Annotated in this window: 17 protein-coding genes; 9 read left to right on the forward strand and 8 right to left on the reverse strand. The window is 61.8% G+C overall.

All coding sequences use genetic code 11. From position 1 onward, the window contains the following. Nucleotides 1-6: 6 nt before the first annotated feature. The 3 genes from ACODNH_RS15240 to ACODNH_RS15250 form a co-directional block, all read right to left on the reverse strand. On the reverse strand, nucleotides 7-1,020 hold the full coding sequence (locus ACODNH_RS15240) for an ornithine cyclodeaminase family protein (RefSeq protein WP_306705602.1): 1,014 nt from the start codon (nucleotides 1,018-1,020) through the stop codon (nucleotides 7-9). Nucleotides 1,021-1,098: 78 nt separating this feature from the next. Next, nucleotides 1,099-1,371: a DUF7513 family protein gene (locus ACODNH_RS15245; RefSeq protein WP_306705604.1), complete on the reverse strand. Its 273-nt coding sequence runs from the start codon at nucleotides 1,369-1,371 to the stop codon at nucleotides 1,099-1,101. Next, entirely contained in the window at nucleotides 1,368-2,921 is a 1,554-nt protein-coding gene (locus ACODNH_RS15250; protein ID WP_306705606.1) for a Na+/H+ antiporter NhaC family protein, read from the reverse strand. The genes ACODNH_RS15245 and ACODNH_RS15250 overlap by 4 nt, the downstream gene beginning before the upstream one ends. A gap of 330 nt (nucleotides 2,922-3,251) precedes the next feature. On the opposite strand from ACODNH_RS15250, the gene ACODNH_RS15255 reads away from it, so the two are divergent. Then, nucleotides 3,252-4,004, forward strand: coding sequence for an IclR family transcriptional regulator (locus ACODNH_RS15255; protein ID WP_434530512.1), 753 nt, complete (start codon nucleotides 3,252-3,254; stop codon nucleotides 4,002-4,004). Nucleotides 4,005-4,109: 105 nt separating this feature from the next. On the opposite strand, the gene ACODNH_RS15260 is transcribed toward ACODNH_RS15255, so the two are convergent. Next, nucleotides 4,110-4,856: a helix-turn-helix domain-containing protein gene (locus tag ACODNH_RS15260; protein ID WP_306705610.1), complete on the reverse strand. Its 747-nt coding sequence runs from the start codon at nucleotides 4,854-4,856 to the stop codon at nucleotides 4,110-4,112. Between the two features lie 138 nt (nucleotides 4,857-4,994). On the opposite strand from ACODNH_RS15260, the gene ACODNH_RS15265 reads away from it, so the two are divergent. Continuing rightward, complete coding sequence (locus ACODNH_RS15265; protein ID WP_306705613.1) at nucleotides 4,995-6,038, forward strand: DUF1611 domain-containing protein; 1,044 nt, start codon at nucleotides 4,995-4,997, stop codon at nucleotides 6,036-6,038. Further along, nucleotides 6,035-7,114 carry a dipeptide epimerase gene (locus ACODNH_RS15270; RefSeq protein ID WP_434530513.1) on the forward strand — a complete coding sequence of 360 codons (1,080 nt, stop codon included), beginning with the start codon at nucleotides 6,035-6,037 and terminating at the stop codon, nucleotides 7,112-7,114. Before ACODNH_RS15265 ends, ACODNH_RS15270 begins: the two co-directional genes overlap by 4 nt. Before the next feature lie 42 nt (nucleotides 7,115-7,156). On the opposite strand, the gene ACODNH_RS15275 is transcribed toward ACODNH_RS15270, so the two are convergent. Then, the gene (locus ACODNH_RS15275; protein WP_306705617.1) at nucleotides 7,157-8,281 is read right to left on the reverse strand and encodes a polymer-forming cytoskeletal protein; all 1,125 of its coding nucleotides are present in this window, start codon (nucleotides 8,279-8,281) and stop codon (nucleotides 7,157-7,159) included. Between the two features lie 174 nt (nucleotides 8,282-8,455). On the opposite strand from ACODNH_RS15275, the gene ACODNH_RS15280 reads away from it, so the two are divergent. Continuing rightward, a complete protein-coding gene (locus ACODNH_RS15280; protein ID WP_434530514.1) occupies nucleotides 8,456-9,298 on the forward strand; it encodes a DUF7537 family lipoprotein in 843 nt (280 codons plus the stop codon). A 22-nt stretch (nucleotides 9,299-9,320) separates the two neighbouring features. Here ACODNH_RS15280 and ACODNH_RS15285 read toward each other — a convergent pair whose 3' ends face one another. After that, complete coding sequence (locus tag ACODNH_RS15285; protein ID WP_434530515.1) at nucleotides 9,321-10,781, reverse strand: alpha,alpha-trehalose-phosphate synthase (UDP-forming); 1,461 nt, start codon at nucleotides 10,779-10,781, stop codon at nucleotides 9,321-9,323. Between the two features lie 329 nt (nucleotides 10,782-11,110). On the opposite strand from ACODNH_RS15285, the gene ACODNH_RS15290 reads away from it, so the two are divergent. Next, complete coding sequence (locus tag ACODNH_RS15290; RefSeq protein ID WP_434530516.1) at nucleotides 11,111-11,803, forward strand: 6-hydroxymethylpterin diphosphokinase MptE-like protein; 693 nt, start codon at nucleotides 11,111-11,113, stop codon at nucleotides 11,801-11,803. 15 nt (nucleotides 11,804-11,818) lie between these two features. Here ACODNH_RS15290 and ACODNH_RS15295 read toward each other — a convergent pair whose 3' ends face one another. Beyond that, nucleotides 11,819-12,817, reverse strand: coding sequence for a TIGR04024 family LLM class F420-dependent oxidoreductase (locus ACODNH_RS15295; RefSeq protein ID WP_434530517.1), 999 nt, complete (start codon nucleotides 12,815-12,817; stop codon nucleotides 11,819-11,821). Between the two features lie 247 nt (nucleotides 12,818-13,064). Here ACODNH_RS15295 and ACODNH_RS15300 point away from each other — a divergent pair, with 247 nt between their 5' ends. Next, a complete protein-coding gene (locus tag ACODNH_RS15300; RefSeq protein WP_373567948.1) occupies nucleotides 13,065-13,397 on the forward strand; it encodes a DMT family transporter in 333 nt (110 codons plus the stop codon). A 107-nt stretch (nucleotides 13,398-13,504) separates the two neighbouring features. Beyond that, entirely contained in the window at nucleotides 13,505-14,185 is a 681-nt protein-coding gene (locus tag ACODNH_RS15305) for a haloacid dehalogenase type II (protein WP_306705627.1), read from the forward strand. Nucleotides 14,186-14,431: 246 nt separating this feature from the next. Here the strand turns inward: ACODNH_RS15305 and ACODNH_RS15310 are convergent, their stop codons facing one another. Beyond that, nucleotides 14,432-15,085 carry a potassium channel family protein gene (locus ACODNH_RS15310; RefSeq protein WP_306705629.1) on the reverse strand — a complete coding sequence of 218 codons (654 nt, stop codon included), beginning with the start codon at nucleotides 15,083-15,085 and terminating at the stop codon, nucleotides 14,432-14,434. A gap of 212 nt (nucleotides 15,086-15,297) precedes the next feature. On the opposite strand from ACODNH_RS15310, the gene ACODNH_RS15315 reads away from it, so the two are divergent. Continuing rightward, nucleotides 15,298-16,752, forward strand: a complete 1,455-nt coding sequence (locus ACODNH_RS15315) for an APC family permease (RefSeq protein WP_306705631.1) — start codon at nucleotides 15,298-15,300, stop codon at nucleotides 16,750-16,752. 3 nt (nucleotides 16,753-16,755) lie between these two features. Continuing rightward, entirely contained in the window at nucleotides 16,756-17,409 is a 654-nt protein-coding gene (locus tag ACODNH_RS15320; RefSeq protein ID WP_005535322.1) for a potassium channel family protein, read from the forward strand. The last annotated feature ends 63 nt before the right edge of the window (nucleotides 17,410-17,472 follow it).

Here is a 17,472-nt window from a genome sequence, read left to right on the forward strand (position 1 = left end):
CCGGGATTACACCATTTCGAGGCGGTGTCCGCTGTCGTCACCGAGCGATTCGTACACGATACGTGCGGCAGCGATGTCCTGAATCGCGAGGCCGGTCGAGTCGAAGACCGTAATCCCGGACAGGTCCTCACGGCCGGACGCGTTCCCGACGACAATCTCGCCGAGTTCGGCGTCGATATCCGACTCGTCGATTTCGCCCGTGCTCCATGGGACGTTTATTTCGCCGGAGTGGGTCGTTTGCTCGAAGTCGTCGATGACGAGCGTCGCCTCGCGGATGACCTCGGTGTGGAGTTCCTGCTTCCCTTCAGCGTCGGCACCCATAGCGTTGACGTGGGTGTGCTCCCCGAGGTCCTCGAGCGTGACGATGGGGTCTTCGACTGGCGTGACTGTCGACAAGACATCACAATGTCCGGCCTCGGAAATTGTGCCTGCTCGCACATCGAACTCGTCGCCGAAGGTGTCGATGAACCGCTGGACACGGTCGTCGTCGAGGTCGCTGACGATGACGGACTCGATCGGTCGCACCTGGGAAATGGCCTCCAGTTGCGTGTACGACTGGACGCCGGCGCCGATGATGCCGAGCGAGGACGCATCCTCGACGGCGAGATGGTCCGTCGCCACGGCGGCGGCCGCACCGGTTCGCTTCATCGTCAGTGTCGTGGCGTCCATCACGGCAACCGGGAAGCCGCTTTCGGGGTCCGTGTACACGAGCGTCCCCATCACAGTCGGCAGGTCGAACTCGTCGGGGTTGTCCGGGTGTACGTTCACCCACTTGATGCCCGACGCTTCCCAGTCGTCTGTTTCGAGGTAGGCCGGCATCGACCGGAAGTCCCCGTTGTGCTGTGGTAGGTCGATGTAGGACTTCGGCGGCATCTGCGCCGTGTCGTTTTCGTATGCGGCGAACGCGGCCTCGATGGCCGGAACGAGGTCCGCCATCTCGACGGCCGCCTCGATGTCCGTACTGGGGACGATAGTCGTCTGGTTGTTCTGTCGTGCTGTGGAATATAGTGAATTGCTCATAGTGTTGTGAATGTATTATATCGGGTTATTCGATCGCGCGATACTGATTCAGCGTATTCTTGGCTCTCTGTGGTACTGTCAGAACGACCCCTGAGACAGCGTCTTTTTGTGAGTGATACGACCGCGGTGCTCGGCGTCGTCAAAGGATTCGACCGTTGCGAGCACACGACAGCCGACGATATCCGCCTCGCCGTTTTCGAAGTGAAGGCGGGTCTCGCCGACCTGTGCGACCAACTCGCCGGATTCCTCGTCGAGTTCGGTGACGTACACCTCTATCTCTTCGCCCGCCTCGAACGTCGGCGTGGTCGACCTGAACGACATCCCGGTAAGGAACTTGGTAAACATGCTCATAGACGGGTCACATCCTTGGATTTGCGGTCAGTGGTGTACTCGAGCCCGAACCCGGTCAGCGCGGAGAGGAGGAACACGCCGAACAGGAACCAGCCGTGGAAGACGTACGGCCAGACCTGCACGGGGTTGACTACCATCGCGCTGGTGAACCACTCGTACTGTCCGGGGAGGCCCTGTAGCGTCGCGAAGCCGATGAGGACACCGCCGCCCCACGGGAAGATGTACCCGAGCGCCGAGGTGTTCGCGTCGAGGATATTCGCCCGGCGGTAACTGTTGATGTTGTACCGCTGGCCAATGCGGGCGATGTACGGCGCAATCGCGATCTCTGCCGCCGTGTTGATCGTGATCATCGAGTTAACGAGGGCGGTGCCGACCACCATCGTCGTCTCGGCCTTTCGGACGCCCGTTGCGACGTTTTCAAGCAGCCATTCCTGTATCGCTTCGAAGCCACCGCCACGGATCATGATCTCAGACCCGGCGACGATGAGCAAGACGAGAACGATAAGCGGGAAGAACCCGGCTGCACCGTTGTAGATGGACCCGGTGACGCCGGCGTTTTCGGCCGCGACCACTTCCGCGATGGGAAGCGAGCCGGCCCAACTTGCGGCTGCTGACGTTTCGGGAACTTTGAACAGCAACACGTCACTCAGCGGTGCGAGACCGAAGACGACGTTGAAGACAACCGCAACGATGAGTCCCCACGAAATGGCTTCGACAATGTGTCGGCCCATGACCGCCGTCACGATGACGACGAGCATGGAAATGAGGTGCAGCAGTCCCGCTGGTTCGCTGTTCTGGACGAACAGGTCCTGTGCCTGCTGGGAGATGTCCAGCCCGGGCATCGCGTTTCCGGCAAAGACGTACGCCGCAAGCGCCAGTACCGCCGCAATAACGGCGTACTTGAACCGCGAGGCGACGACCCCGCCGATATCAGCGTCTTGCGTCACTGCGCTGACAATCGTCGTATCGCTGACCGGCGCGAGGTTGTCCCCGAAGACGGCCCCGGAGAGAATTGCCCCGAACAGCAACACCGGGTTCGCACCGAGCAGGATACCGGCCGGGAAGAAAAGCGCCGAGAAGGCGACTGCCGCTCCGTAGCCGGTTCCGATTCCGGTCGTAAAAAGCGCTGCGAGGATGAAGGTGGCGGCGGGGAACAGCGCGCCCCCGACCTCGGCCGCGTTCGCTGCCCAAACGAGCCCGCCGACGAAGCCACCTGCCTGGAGCGTGTTCGAGAACATTCCTGCCCAGAGCCACGCGACCACTGCTGTCGCGGCGACCCGCTTCGTCATCCCATCGAAGATGGTGTTCGCGTAGTTCTTCCAGTCTCCTTTGGCGAAGAACATCCCGACGATGAGCGCCACGAGCATTCCCGCGACAAGCCCAGTCGTATCCCCGATACCGAACAGACCACTCTGGACAATCGCCCACAGGATAAACAGCCCTATGGGAACGACACTCATCCACCGTCCACCGTAAAACTCGATTGCTTCGACATCCGGGCCGGAGATCTCTTCGATCTCTGTCCCATCGCCACTATCCGTGTCTGACATGCATTCTGTGCCTCGTCAAATACACACGCAAAAGTTCATGATAATAACTATCTCTCCGGTAACAAATCACCGGAGCCGTCTCTGGTAAAGGCTTCTCTTGTCATGGTTGCTGTAGCTATATAAAAGTCCACTTCTATCGGAATTTGAGCAGTGTAGTAACCCTGTATATAGCCCGAACTCAAGCGATAGAACTAATTTCAGATAGATATTCTGAAAAATATAATTTCTGGTAATTGAATAGCTATCAGCTATCGGAATAAGATATAATCTCCACGGTATCTATTCCACTATGACCGGACTTTTTTATACCATGATCAAGTCCACAGTGGTATGGACAGTTCTGGCGGTCGTCGTCTCCAGACGACCGAAACCTCCCTCGCAATCATCGATGCGGTAAACGAGATGGGGGAGGCTCGAATGAGTGAGCTTGCGGACCGGCTGGACCTCTCGACGAGCACCATTCACGTCCACCTCAAGACACTCTTGGACCAGGAGTATCTGGTCAAACGAGGTGAACAGTACCGACTCGGCATGAAGCTGTTCCACCTTGGGGAGGGCGCTCGAACCCGCAATGAGTGGTACGAGGTCGCCCGTCGCAAAACACACGAACTCGCGGATAGTTGCGGTGAGGAGGTCACGTTCGCTGTCGAAGAGTACGGGCGTGCGATAACGCTGTTCAACGTCGTCGCTAACGTCCCCTCGAAAGGGTTCCAGGTGGGACGGTACTACTACTTGCACAACTCAGCAGTCGGGAAGGCGATTCTCGCCGGGTTGCCGGAGACCCGAGTCAACGAAATTCTCGACCGATGGGGACTGCCCGCTGAGACAGAGTACACGGTCACCGACCGAGAAGCGCTTCTGGAAGACATCGCCCGCACGGAAGAGCGCGGCTATTCGGTGAACGATCAGGAGGCAGTCGAGGGGCTTCGGTCAGTCGGTGTGCCGGTTACTGCCCCACACGGCGGCGTTCTCGGCGCGCTCGATATCTCCGGTCCACTGTATCGGCTGCCACCGAACGAGGAACTCGCATCGATGCTGCAAGACGTCGTCGAGGAACTGGAGTCGGAACTCGGGGTCCAGTAGCGCTCGGTCGCACCTGTAGTTGTATTCTAGGTGCAAATATGAGACGCTGGCTCTGTGACCACGGACGCGACAAATAGAAACACGGGCCGAGACGCTGTGCTGCCATCAGTCCCGGTCAGCACCGCTGGGACCGAGAAGTGTGGCCTCGACTTTCCGGAGGTGTTCGTGAAACGTCGTCTTCGCGACACCAAGCTCGTCGGCCAGCTCGCTCCCGCTTACTTCTCTCGGGTAGTCGTAATAGCCGCGGTTGCGGGCCAGTTCGAACACTTCGCGCTGCTTGTCGGAAAGCTGCCGGACAGCCAATCCATCGGATTCCCTGCTTCCAGTAGTCGCGGACGTAATCTGTGTCACGGTTATCGTCGCGTCTTTCTCTGCGCACACGGCGTCGAGTTTCTCCTGTATCGTCGCCCGTGATTCGTCGATAGCGACCGTCCAGTACTCGGTCCCGTCACGTATTCGGATCGGCTCCTGATTCATGAACCCGTGTGAGACCAGCGCGTCGTGGATGCTCTCTTCCGGGCCGTATTCGACAAGAAGCGTGCGCGTTGCTTTGTTTACCGGTGCCGATATTCCGCCGAAGCTACGACGGGTATCCATTTCCGTGACTGCGTGGGTGTGGTCGGACGCCCGGGTCGCCGCAACGAGCGCCTCGACCGTGGCCGCTGACTCAGCGTATGCAACGACGTGGGCCTTGACCTTCCCGTCGACTAAGTACGCAGCGTTGACCAGCAGTCTGGCTGCAGTGGCCGCCGTCACTTCCCGCATCCAGCAGTCGGGGTGTTCCAGTTCGAGCGTCAACTGGAGCCCGCTGCTGGACGAAGCAGCGGTCATATCGGAGCCGTCAGCACCCATTGTTTTCCATGGGTTCTTCGACGTGATCGCGCTCGCCTGTGTTTGCCTTCATCACGAGTGGTCGTTCTCAATTGATGTCACCGAGAGCCACACATGTAAGGCTCTGGTTTGTCAGTCACGCCCGCACTGCATAGCAGTATGGACTTGCGGCGAAAATACGACGAAGGCACGCCCGCTGTTGTGCTCGCAGAGGGGGAGTTCGGACAACCGGAAGGCAAGACGGCCAACGGTATCGTTATGCACGGAGAGCTGTTCGATGCCCAGGCCGTCGTGGACTCGACGTGTCAGAGTCCCCACGCTGGCGCGGCTCTTGATTGGTCGGCTGCTGACGACGTTCCGGTCGTCGAGACCGTCACCGAAGCACTGAATCGAGCGCCAGATGCGGCCGTTCTTGTCATTGGTGTCGCGCCCGCTGGCGGTGACCTCCCCGAGGCCTGGGTCGAGGCCATCCAGCGCGCGATGGAGCGCGGCTGTGACGTTGTCTCCGGCCTGCACGTTTTCTTGAGTGAGCGCCCAGCCTGGACTGAGCGCGCCCAGCAACACGGTGTCGACCTCGTTGATGTCCGAAAACCCCCGTCCGTATCCGACCTGACTCTTGGTGATGGTCGCGGGGACGAGGCCGACGCAGATGTCGTCCTGACGATGGGAACCGACTGTGCGGTCGGGAAGCGAACGACGACCTTCGAACTGTACCGGGCGGCGACTGAGGCCGGACTCGACGCCGGCTGGGTCGCGACGGGACAGACCGGCATCCTCGTCGGCGCGGACCGCGGTGTCGTCATCGACCGCGTTCCGGCCGATTTCGTCTCGGGCGTCGTCGAGGACATGGTGCTTGATGTCGCAGCGGACCACGATATCGTGTTCGTCGAAGGACAGGCTGCCCTCACGCACACCGCATACGGCGGCGTGACGCTTGGGTTGCTCCACGGAGCGGCCCCCGATGCAGTCGTGTTGGCCGACGACCCCTCCCGAGAGGCACGGTCCCACTTTGACGACCTCACGGTCGCCGGGGTCGAGGCCGAACGCCGCGCGATTACCGACCTCACAGAGGCGACAGTCGGAGCGCTTTCCACATGGGGGGACCCGGAGGCGGAAACCGCCAGAACAGGGCTTCCGGCGGCGAACATCTACGACGATGATGGCCCGGAGAAACTCCTCGCGGCCGTTCTGGAGGCGCTATGACTCGTATCGACCGCGTCTCCGTTGAACCGCTTGACCACGAACTCCGCGAGCCGTTCGAAATCTCACTCGGAACCCGAGAGAAAGCACGGAACATAGTCGTCGCAGTGGAGACTGACTCCGGTGTCATTGGCCATGGAGAGGGGTCCCCGTTACCGCCGGTGACCGGCGAGACGCAGGCGGCCGCCGTGGCGACTGCTCGGTCGGTAACATCGATGCTTGAGGGGGCAATCCTCGCCGATTACCGCAAACTCATCAGCGACCTGCGAGCCGCAGTGCCCGGAGCGGTTTCGGCACTGTTCGCTGTCGAGACAGCCCTCCTCGACGCCTACTGTCGCGACCGCGGCATCCCGCTCTCGGAGCTGTTCGGTGGTGCGCCGACGCCCGTTAGGACGGATATCACCGTTCCGATAGTCACACCCGACGCGGCAGCCGAACAAGCCACGCGTGCCGCGGCCGCGGGCTTCGACCACATCAAGGTCAAGACCGGCGAGGTCATCGACGACGACGTTGCCCGAACGGTTGCGGTCGCGGACGCTGCACCCGACGCGACGATTACGGTGGACGCAAATCAGGGCTGGACGCCGAAGGCCACAGAGCAGTTTGTTGACGAGGTGACCGCGGCTGGGGTCGAGCTCGCTCTGGTCGAACAGCCGACGCCGAAGGACGATATTTGGGGTCTCGCGAGGACCCGCGACAGACTTTCGATTCCCGTCGCCGCGGACGAGACCGTATTCACGCCCGCAGACGCGACCACCGTGGTTCGCGACGGGGCTGCTGACGTAATCAACATCAAACTCGGGAAGTCGGGGCTCCTCGGGGCGGCGGCGATTTCAACTATCGCTGAGTCCGCTTCCCTGGATTGCATGCTCGGCTGTATGCTCGAAGGCGCAACCGGGATTGCGACGAGTGCCCACCTTGCCGCTGGGCTCGGTGCCTTCGACTACGTCGACCTCGACGGTCACCTGCTACTCGACGAAACACCGCCGTCGATGTCGTTCGATCCACATATCGATATCGACGGACCGGGACACGGGGTTTCACCGCCGGCCGCTGTGAGTGACGCGACTGAGAACTGAAGCTGTGTGACAGCTTTTTGACGCAAAATAGCGTCCGAGCGGTTACTCTGCGGACTCTGCCGCCTCTTCAACATCGGGACCCTGCTCGGACGTATCGCTGCCGGGCGTCGCTCCGTCTGCATCCTCGTCATCGGTTACAGTACCGTCTACAGTGGCAGGGTCGTCGTCGACTGCTGCATCGGCCGCCGGATCGCTGTCGTCTGAATCGCTTCGTTCGTCAGCTGGCTCCGTAGTGTCAGTGTCAGCTTCGAGCGATTCGGCCATCTCCGCCATCGCCGCAGCGGACTCATCCGGTCGGTCCAGCACTGCCTCGGTGTGCATCCGCATCTCCTCGCTGGCCCGGATCGTCCCGTCGACCGTCGCGTTCTCGTGGAGTTCGACGGTCGTCCCCGAGATGTCGCCCCAGACCTTCGCGCCTGGGCCGACACGGACGGTGCCGCTGCGGGTCGTTACGTCCCCTTTGATCTCCGTGCCCCGGCCGACCACGATATCGTCTTTCGCACGGAGACTCCCGAAGACGACCGTGTCACGGCCGACTTCGAGGGACTTCGCGCGGATATTGCCGTGGAGCCGGCAGTCGTCGCCGACCGTCGCCGGCGTCGAGACGCGCCAGGCGTCGTCCGAGACGCTCGCACCGCGTGGAATCAAAACCGGGTCGTGTTCGTCGCTCCCGTCGTCTAACATCTCGTCGATTACCTCTTCGGCCGCGTCCTCCTCGCCGATTCGGAGGAGCTGCGAGAGGTAGACGAACAGGAAGACGATGGTCGGCATTGGATTGCGGATGACGATCCAGCCGTTCGCCTCGAACCCGTTCTCGATATCCACGTCGTCGCCGATATCTAGGTCGCCAGCGACACGAAGTTCGCCGCCGATATGTACCCGTTCGCCGATGTAGGCGTCCTCGCCGACGAGCACGTTGTCCGCCACGTCGCACCACATATCCAGCCGACAGTCGCCTTCAGCTTCGATGTGGCCGCCAAAGCGGACTCGCTCGTCGGCGATGACCGTCCGCCCGCGCACGCCGAACTCCACGGTCGACTGGCCGCCGACGATGACGTCACCGTCGGTCACCAGGTCGTGTTCCTCGACAGTCGTCCCGTCAGGAATATCGAGTTCGGACAGCGGGTCGGAGCCGAGAGGCACGGTTGCTATAGCGGTTTCGTTCATATTAAACCCTCATGACGTGCATGACGGGCGTCTGACGCTGGTCGGACGGGAACGGCGTCGCCCCAGTTTCGCGCTGGTGGCATAGTCAGTGGCGGGGTATCGCATCTTGACGATAGGGGAACGTGACAGCTGAGCGGCCATAACGAACTAATTCGCTGCTACAGTGACTCCGGTATGTTACTCGAACGCCGCCACCTCTCGCTTGCACTTGTGGTGCTATTGATAGCATCCGCTGGCTGTAGCGGGCTGTTCGGCTCTGAAACGGGCACGGGCACGGGCACATCTGAGACATCGACCTCGGCTGATGCCAACGGCCCCGCACCCGGCTCGTCCGGTTTTGACGCGGGGGCCATCGAACGTGGGCACTTCGAAACGCTGTCGAACTCGTCGTTTACCACCTCGCTGTCGTTCCAGCTTTCGACAGTCCGGGACGGCGAGAACCGGTCGGTGTTCATCAACCGGACAGTTGCTATCGACCGTGAGAGCGACCGGTCGCTGGCCAGCGGTGAACTGGTGCAGGCCAGCGGTGACACGCTGGCAACGACGACCTACACCGCCGACGGAACCACGGCCGAGCGGCGAGTCCTCACCCGCGGTGAGGAGGAGATGACGGACTACCGCTCCGCGTCATCGCCGTACGACGGGCCGGTCCAGCCGGTCAACGAGAGCAGCGTCATCGACCGCTCACTGCTCCAGTCGCTCGGGTCGGCCATCAACTGGACCTACGCCGGAACCGAGACGGTTGACGGTGACAGCGTCTCGCGGTTCGAAGCGACCGGGAGCAATGTCACCGGCTTCGCGGCCGACGACGCTGTCTCGACGACCGTCTCGGCCAACGGGACGACGAACTCGGCCAGTGCAACGGTTCTTGTTGATGAGGACGGCGTCGTCCGGGCGTTCCAGTACCGGGTGAGTACCGAGCGAGACGGCCAGCCGGTGACGGTGTCGCTATCGCTTTCCGTCTCACAGGTCGACGACACCTCCGTCGCGGAACCGGACTGGCTGTCGAACGCGTAGTGTCGACAACCGACGGCAAAGATTACAGCGACTGTCCGGCGCTGAACTGTCTGGCGACCCACTCTGAACTGTCGAGCGTCTCGACGCTGTGCTGCAGGCGCGCCAGCCGGTCACCTCTGTCCGCTTCGTCCAGTTCCAGCGCCCGCTCGATGGCGTCCGCAATCGCCTCGATATCATGTGGGTTGACCGTCAGTGCGCCGTCGAGATGGGTCGCCGCGCCGGCCAGTTCACTCAGCACGAGTGCGCCGTCACCGTCGGTGCAGGCGACCGGGTACTCGTGGGCGACGAGGTTCATCCCGTCGCGGTGTGGCGTCACTACCGCGACATCAGCAGCTCGGTAGAGTCCGGCGAGCGTCTCGCTGTCGAGGTTGGCCTCGGTGTAGACGATGGGCTGCCAGTCATCGGTCCCGAAGCGGTCGTTGACGCGTTCGACGGCATCGACGACGTCCGCTCGATACCGACGGTAGGCGGCGATGCCCTCTCGCGTTCGACTCGCCTTCTGCACGTACGTGAATTCGCCTCGCAGGTCCGGCCGCCGGTCCCAGAGGTGTGCCAGCGCCTCGATCCGCTCGGGGATGCCCTTCGAGTAGTCGAGCCGCTCGACGCCGAGCGCCAAGCGGATGGACGCGTCCGAGCGACTGCCGCCCAGCACGGTATCCCGGATACTGGCCACGTCAGCGGCCCGCGCTCGGCTCCGAACCGCTTCGACATCGATACCCAGCGGGTTCGCGACGACTCGTGTCGTCTCTTCGCTCCGGGTAACCGTCCCGCTGTCCGTGTCGACGGTCGCTGCGGGGAACGCGCTGTCCACGCAGTGCAGGAACTGCTCGGCGTATCCTGCCGTGTGAAAGCCGATGACATCGCAGGCCAGCAGTCCGTCAAGGAGCGCGTCGCTGTGGGGACAGTGCTGGAACACCGACGGCGCGGGCCAGGGGATATGCCAGAACTGTAACAGCGTCGCGTCCGGCCGTCGCTCTCGGACCAGTCTGGGCGCGAGCGCTAAGTGGTAGTCCTGGAACCAGACCGGTTGGCCCGTATCGGCGACCGTATCGACGGCCGCTGCGAACTGCTCGTTGACGCCTCGGTACTGTTCCCAGTAAGCTGGCTCTGCCCACATCCGGCCCGTGTCCTCGTGACAGAGCGGCCAGAGCACTTGGTTGGCGTAACCATAGTAATAGCCCTGCACCGCTGCGTCGGAGAGTGGGACGCGTTTCAGGTCGTACGCCGGGTCCGACGGCGGCACTTCGACGATGCCCTTGTCGGCGACGGCCATATCGGCGTCGCCGCTACCCCAGGCGACCCAGGTACCGCCCCGTGACTGCATTACCGGGTCGAGTGCGCTCGTTAGGCCACCTGCTGCGGACTGGACCCGTATCTCGCCGTCGTCGTCCCGCTCGTGGCTATACGGTTCACGATTCGAAACGATCACGAGCGAGTCCGGAACTACATCGTCCCGCAAATCAATCGACACTCCCGGGCCCATTTGCCGCTGGTAAGGACTGCCCCGTCTTGAGGCTGTCGTGGAGCGCTGGTGTAGCTATATAGCGTAACAAGTCATCGGTGCCTGTGAAGCCCGCCATCTGTGTCTGACGGTAAGAGAAAACTTATACCGGAGGCCTCGAAAGAAAGGGGTGAAAGCCGGAAGGGCACCCGGGTAGGGGTACACGGACGTGCCATTTCGGCTCAACTCGGTTTATCTGGACACGAATCCGGTAGCGACAGCTACGTTGGGGGGCATTTGTGTGCGGGTGCGGTGTGACTGGCCAGGTGAACAAGACAGAAACACGCCCACTGCGTAGTGCCTGACGATAGATGGAATTTCGTACCTGGGAACCAGTGTATGTGGATATCCTCGATGACTTCGGCTACCCCCGTGACGGCGACGAGCGCGCCTGTGGCCGCCTCGTCGAACTGCTCGGTGATGATAAGACGTACGACCCGACAACCATCGGACTCGACGGTGCAACGGTCGCTATCGCCGGGGCCGGCCCGTCGCTGGAAGCTGAGGCAGACCGGGCAGCTGACGCCGACGTAGTCCTCGCGGCGTCCACGGCCGCCGACCGCCTCCGGGCGGCAGGTGTCGCCGTTGACTGCATGGTCACGGATCTGGACAAAAATGCCGACACTGGGCGGGAGCTGACCGCTGACGGGACACCAGTCGTCGCCCACGCCCACGGTGACAACATCCCCGCACTGGAAACCCACATTCCGGCCTACGACAGCGAGTTCGTCGTGCCGACGACACAGGCAAGCCCCGTCCTACCGGTCCGCAACTACGGCGGTTTCACCGATGGCGACCGCGCCGCGTTCCTTGCGGACCACTTCGGCGCTGGGTCGCTGGTGTTCCCCGGCTGGGACTTCGACGACACGTCTGTGACTGCCGAAAAGCGACACAAACTCCACTGGGCCGAACGCCTGCTGCGCTGGCTGGAACAGCGCCGCGGCGAGCGCTTCGACGTGCTCGACGGGCGACGCGACGATATCGAGCCAGTAGTGACCGACTGAAAACGAATCCTTCGCTCAGGGCGCTAATACGTCGATGGTCGTGTCTATCGTGTCCGGTTCGGCAGCGCGGGGGAACGAGATGTTGATCGCGTCCACGCCATCGATATCCTCGAACTGTGCGATGTGGTCGCGACATTCCTCGGGCGTACCGGCAACAGCAATGCTATCCAGTAGTTCGTCGCCGATCGCGTCGACGGCGGCCGCTTTGTCGCCCGACCCCCACTGCTCTGCGATCTCGTAGGCGGTGTCCTCGTACCCCTGCCGGGCCAGCGCATCGCGGTAGAACGTCCCCATCCCGCCGATGTAGAACGCGACGTGCTGGCGGGCCAGTTCACGGGCCTGTGCCCGGTCGTCCATCGCACAGCACGTCAGCGACAGCGTCACCCGCTGGTCGGCGCGGTCGCGGTCGCCGAGGTCTGCACCGTGCTCGAAGTCTTCCAGCCGGTCCCGCAAGCCGTCGGCGGTCAGCATGAGCGCGTGCCAGCCGTCGGCGAAGCGACCGGCAAGTTCGACTGATTTCGGCCCGAGGCCGCCGGCGTCCACGGGTGGCACGGGCTCGGGCGGTTCACAGCGCAGTCGGAACCCGGACAGCGAAAAGATGTCCCCGTCGTAGTCGACGGTCTCTCCGGAGAGTACCAGTTTCATGATGTCGACGGTCTCCCGTGTGTATTTGAGGGGATTCTCGAACTCACGGCCGTGCCAGCCCTCGATGACGATAGGCCCGGACGGCCCGACGCCGGCGCGGAAACGGCCGTCCGAGACCTCCTGCAGCGTCGCCGCGGTCTGGCCGAGCAGCGCCGGCGACCGCGAGTACACGTTCAGAATCGAGGAGCCGAGACCGACCGTCGACGTGTGTTCGGCGATGCTGGTCAGCGTCGTCACCGCGTCTCGTCCCCACGTCTCCGGGAGCCAGACTCGGTCGTAGCCACTGTCCTCGGCCTGCTGGCTCATTTCGACCAGCGTGTCGACCGACGGCTGTGCCGCGACCGGGAGATACACGTCGCGCGCTGTCATCTGTTGCTCCCCACGCGACGAGCGGCGACCGGGACGACTCCTGTTAGCGACTGGACCGTCTGTACTTGAGACATGGCTCGCAGTGCGGCCGCACGGAAAATAAAGCCACGTGAGAGGGGGAGTGTCGCCCGTTGTCCGCGGTTTATTCACAGGATGGTACCGCGGGACTGTCTCAGAAGAAGAGACTGGCGATCCGACGACAGCCGAAATGTATATTATCTGTCCACAATTCTCGGCGAATGAACCCGTGAATCCCTATGCCCTCCTTGGAGCCGCGATTGTGTCCGAACTGCTCGGGACAACGTCACTGAAGCTCTCGGAAGGATTCTCACGCCCTGTCCCCAGCCTCGGCGTCGTCGTCGGCTACGGCCTGGCGTTCTATCTGGTGTCGCTGACGCTCGAAGACCTCCCCATCGGCGTTGTCTACGGGACTTGGGCCGCGCTGGGAATCGTCGGTGTCGCCGCAATCGGGACTGTCGTGTTCGACGAGCCGATCGATCTCCCCGGTGCCGTCGGCATCCTGCTCATCATCATTGGCGTATATTGTGTCAACGTCCTCTCGGAGATGTCTGCGCACTGAATGGGACCCGGTTACGGCACGCCCAGCGTCGCGAGTGTCCCGTGCCAGACGGCTGTGTGCCCGACTCGGCGACCGGCTATATGAGGCACCCGGTTCTACGGGTGCCTATGTCGTTCGACCCGGACCACGTGACGACGATTACATTTGACTCGTACAGTACCATCGTCGACGTTGAGGCGGCCCAGAAAGCCCTCGCCGATCGGGTAGACGACCCCCAGCCGGTATCCCGACTCTGGCGCTCCCGCTCGCTGGCGTACACGTTCCTCGCGAACCAGATTGATGCTTACAAGCCGTTTTACGAGATGAACCGCGATGCACTCCAGTACGCATTAGATGCTCACGGCATTGATATCTCGACGGAAGAGCGCGACGAGATTCTTGCAGTCTACCACGAACTAGACGTGTTTGACGACGTTCGTGACGGCATGAACAAACTCTACGACGCCGGCTACGACCTCTATGTCGTCTCGAACGGCAATCCCGAGATGCTCGACTCCATGGTTGATTTCGCCGGTATCGGCGGCCTGCTCGAAGACACTGTCAGTGCCGACGAGATCCAGACGTTCAAGCCGGCAGCGGAACTGTACCGTCACGCAGCGGAGCGAACGGCGACCAACATCGAGGAAATCGCCCACGTCACCGCGGGCTATTTCGACGTGTACGGGGCGATGCACGCCGGGATGCAGGGTGTCTGGGTCAACCGCGACGACGGCCCGTGGGACGCCTTCGCTGGCGAACCGGACCTCACTATCGGGTCGTTCCACGACCTTCACGACGAACTGCTGTGAGGAGGGAAAAAGGCATCTCGTGGTTCTGGCTCGGTGGTTACGTCAGGAGAGCCAGGAGATGGCGTAGCAAGCGTCTCAGGGAAGACGTGCCAGCTACTCAGAACAGGCGCTCAAGCAGGCCACGATCGCGGTGTTTCTCCACCAGCAGGACCGAACACTCCACGTCGTCGATAATGTAAACACGGGAGATTTGGAGACGAGCCGACGAAGCAGGCGCTCGTCCAATCAGCCTGACAATTCGGCTTGCTACCCGCGCATGAGATTCAACACTTCATCAACGACATCGGTTTCGACGGCGAGAATATACTGCTCGTCAGGCTCCAGCACCGTATCAGCTCCTGCGAGCTCCGTTCGGTCCGCCGTCGAGATCAGCAGACTGCCGGACGGAAGCGCAATTTCATCGAGACGACGCCCCGCCACGGGAGCGGACGGGGCGACGGTCACCTTGATGATATCGAGGTCTGCGGTCGGATAGACGAGCGTCCGGATATCTTCGCCAGTGAGTATATCGGCTGCGTGGTCCCCACCGAGATACTCGGGTAGCAGCGTCGCGTCGACGACTTCGTCGTACTCGTGATCCGCCTCTGTCTCCGCTCTTGCAATGGTCCGAATCGAGGGCGCGTACTGTTGGGCCTCCATGCAGATGGCGAGGTTCGTGCCCGGCTCGTCAGTGAGTGCGGCGATAGCGTCGGCCTCGGCCAGATCGGCCTGTTGCAGAATCGACGGTCGCGTGGCGTCACCGTGGATGACCGGCCCAATATACGCATCTGACAGCGCCTCGACGCGCTCCTCGTCGGACTCGATCAGCAGTACGTCGTGACCCTGATCGACGAGGTTCTCGGCGGTCTGTCTCCCGACGCGTCCGCCGCCGGCGATGATGAATCGCTTTGTCCGGGCCATTAGCGTACTGTTGAGAACGTGCCATCTTCAATGCCCCGACAGTTCCAGCCGACTGAGAACATGGGCGACCATACTGTGCGGTCGGTCGGCAGAAGCTTTTATCAAATCCCCTCACAGTTCTTACAATAGAAGAATTTACCCTGGTACTCAAATGGACCGAACGGAGTACATACAGCGTACGATGGACGGCGTGCCAATCACAAACAGGATGCATGAGTAAGAGCCAGACGCGGTCGCCAGAGGCTGAACTCGGGCTACTTGACGCGACGATGATCGGGATGGGTGCGATGATTGGGGCCGGTATTTTCGTCTTAACGGGGCTGGCCGCCGAAATCGCCGGGCCAGCTGCGATTCTCGTCTTCGCACTGAACGGCGTCGTGACGGCGTTCACGGGACTCTCCTACGCGGAGCTTGCCGCCTCGATTCCGAAAAGCGGCGGTGGCTACGCGTTTGTGCGGGAGATATTCGACGACTTCGCCTCGTTCATCATGGGCTGGATGCTCTGGTTCGCCTACATGATCGCGGGAGCACTGTATGCGCTGGGCTTTGCGCCGAACTTTCTCGAACTGTTGCACGTCTACGGCGTGGTCCCGTCACCGGACCAGGTCGGTGCTGTTGCAGTTCCGGTCATTGATGTAGCGCTCCCACCCGCCTTTTTGCTTGCGTTTATCGCGGTTCTTGGCCTTGTAGCGCTCAACGCCGTCTCGACGGCCGCCAGCGGCAGTGTCGAGACGATTTTCACCATCATCAAAGTCTCCATTCTGGTCGTGTTCGTCGCATTCGGGCTCGCGTCACCGATGTTTTCCGGGGCCGAATTCCAGCCGTTGTTTCCGGAGGGTGGTGGAGCGGCCGCCGTCTTGCCAGCGATGGGGCTCACCTTCATCGCCTTCGAGGGGTATGACCTCATCACCACTGTCACAGAAGAAGTACAGAACCCGCGGGAAAACATCCCGAAAGCGATTTTCATCAGCCTCGCTGTGACTGTCGTCGTCTATCTGGCAGTTGTGACGGTCGCTATCGGGACGCTCGGGGCCGAGGGGCTTGCCGACGCTGGTGAAGCTGGCATCGCCACGGCAGCAACGTCGTTCATGCCGACCGGGTTACCGATTATCCAGAACGGTGGAGCACTCATCGTCTTTGGCGCCGTGTTCTCGACGCTCACTGCGCTTAACGCCGTCGTCATCGCGTCGTCACGCGTCGCGTTCTCGATGGGGCGTGAAGGGCAGTTACTTCCCTCGATTGGCCAGATCCACCACCGCTACGGGACGCCGTTCGTTGCCATCCTCACCAGCGCCGTCGTGATGCTTGGCTCAGTCGCACTGCCGACACAGAGCGCCGGCAATATGTCGAGCCTGTTCTTCCTGCTCTCGTTCATTATCGTCAACGTCGCGGTCATCAGACTCCGCAGGGAACGGCCGAACATGCATCGGCCATACGAGATGCCGTTCTACCCGGCACCGCCGATAATCGGTATCACACTTAATCTGATCCTGACGGGGGTGCTGATAGAGTTCCTGCTCCGGACGGATCCACTGGCACTGGCACTCAGCGGCACATGGATCTTGCTCGGCGCAGTCGTGTATTTCGCCCTCAAACGGATAAAACAGCAATCGGACCGCGAGCAGGCGACTGCCGCCAGCGAAATAACACCCGAGGCTGAAGACTAACTCATGACCAGAACACTCGACATTATCATCGCAGGCGGTGGCCGCGTCGGTTTCCAGACAGCCGAGATACTCGCCGACCGCGGTCATGATGTAACGATTATCGAACGCGACGAGCGGATGGTTTCAGATATCGCCGATCAGTGGGTAGCGACGGTTATCCAGGGTGACGCGACGGACCCGGACATCATCGAACAGGCAGGCATCGAGCGAGCGGACGCAATTGCCGCGCTTACGGGTGAAGCCGGACTGAACCTTGCGGTCTGTTTAGCTGCTGCGGAGCTAACGCCCGAGATCCGAACGGTCGCGCGTATCGACCGCACAGCCGGTGAAACGTACACCCGGTTTGTCGACGCGGTGGTCTTTCCCGAACGGGCCGGTGCGAGGGTGGCAGCAAACGAAATCCTGGGAAGCGATGTCCAGACGCTTGCCGACGTGACGGGTACCCTCGACATCATGCTCGTCCGCGTCGCTGAGGGTGCCCCGGCTGCCGGAAAAGCACTCACAGACGTCCGCTTTCCCGAGGGAACCCTCGTTGTGTCCGACGATAACGGTGAGCAGATCGCCCGTGCAGACACAACCCTGACACCAGGGAGACGCTACGTTATCGCCGTTGAACCTGATGTCGTCGACGAAGTACTGAATCTGCTTCGCGGCTAGTGGCTTGTGGTCAGCCTACCCCCTCGTAGCGCTCTCCGCGAGATTCGCTTGGTCCTACGAATA

The organism is Haloarcula sp. NS06, from assembly GCF_051122755.1.
Classification (GTDB): Archaea; Halobacteriota; Halobacteria; order Halobacteriales; family Haloarculaceae; genus Haloarcula.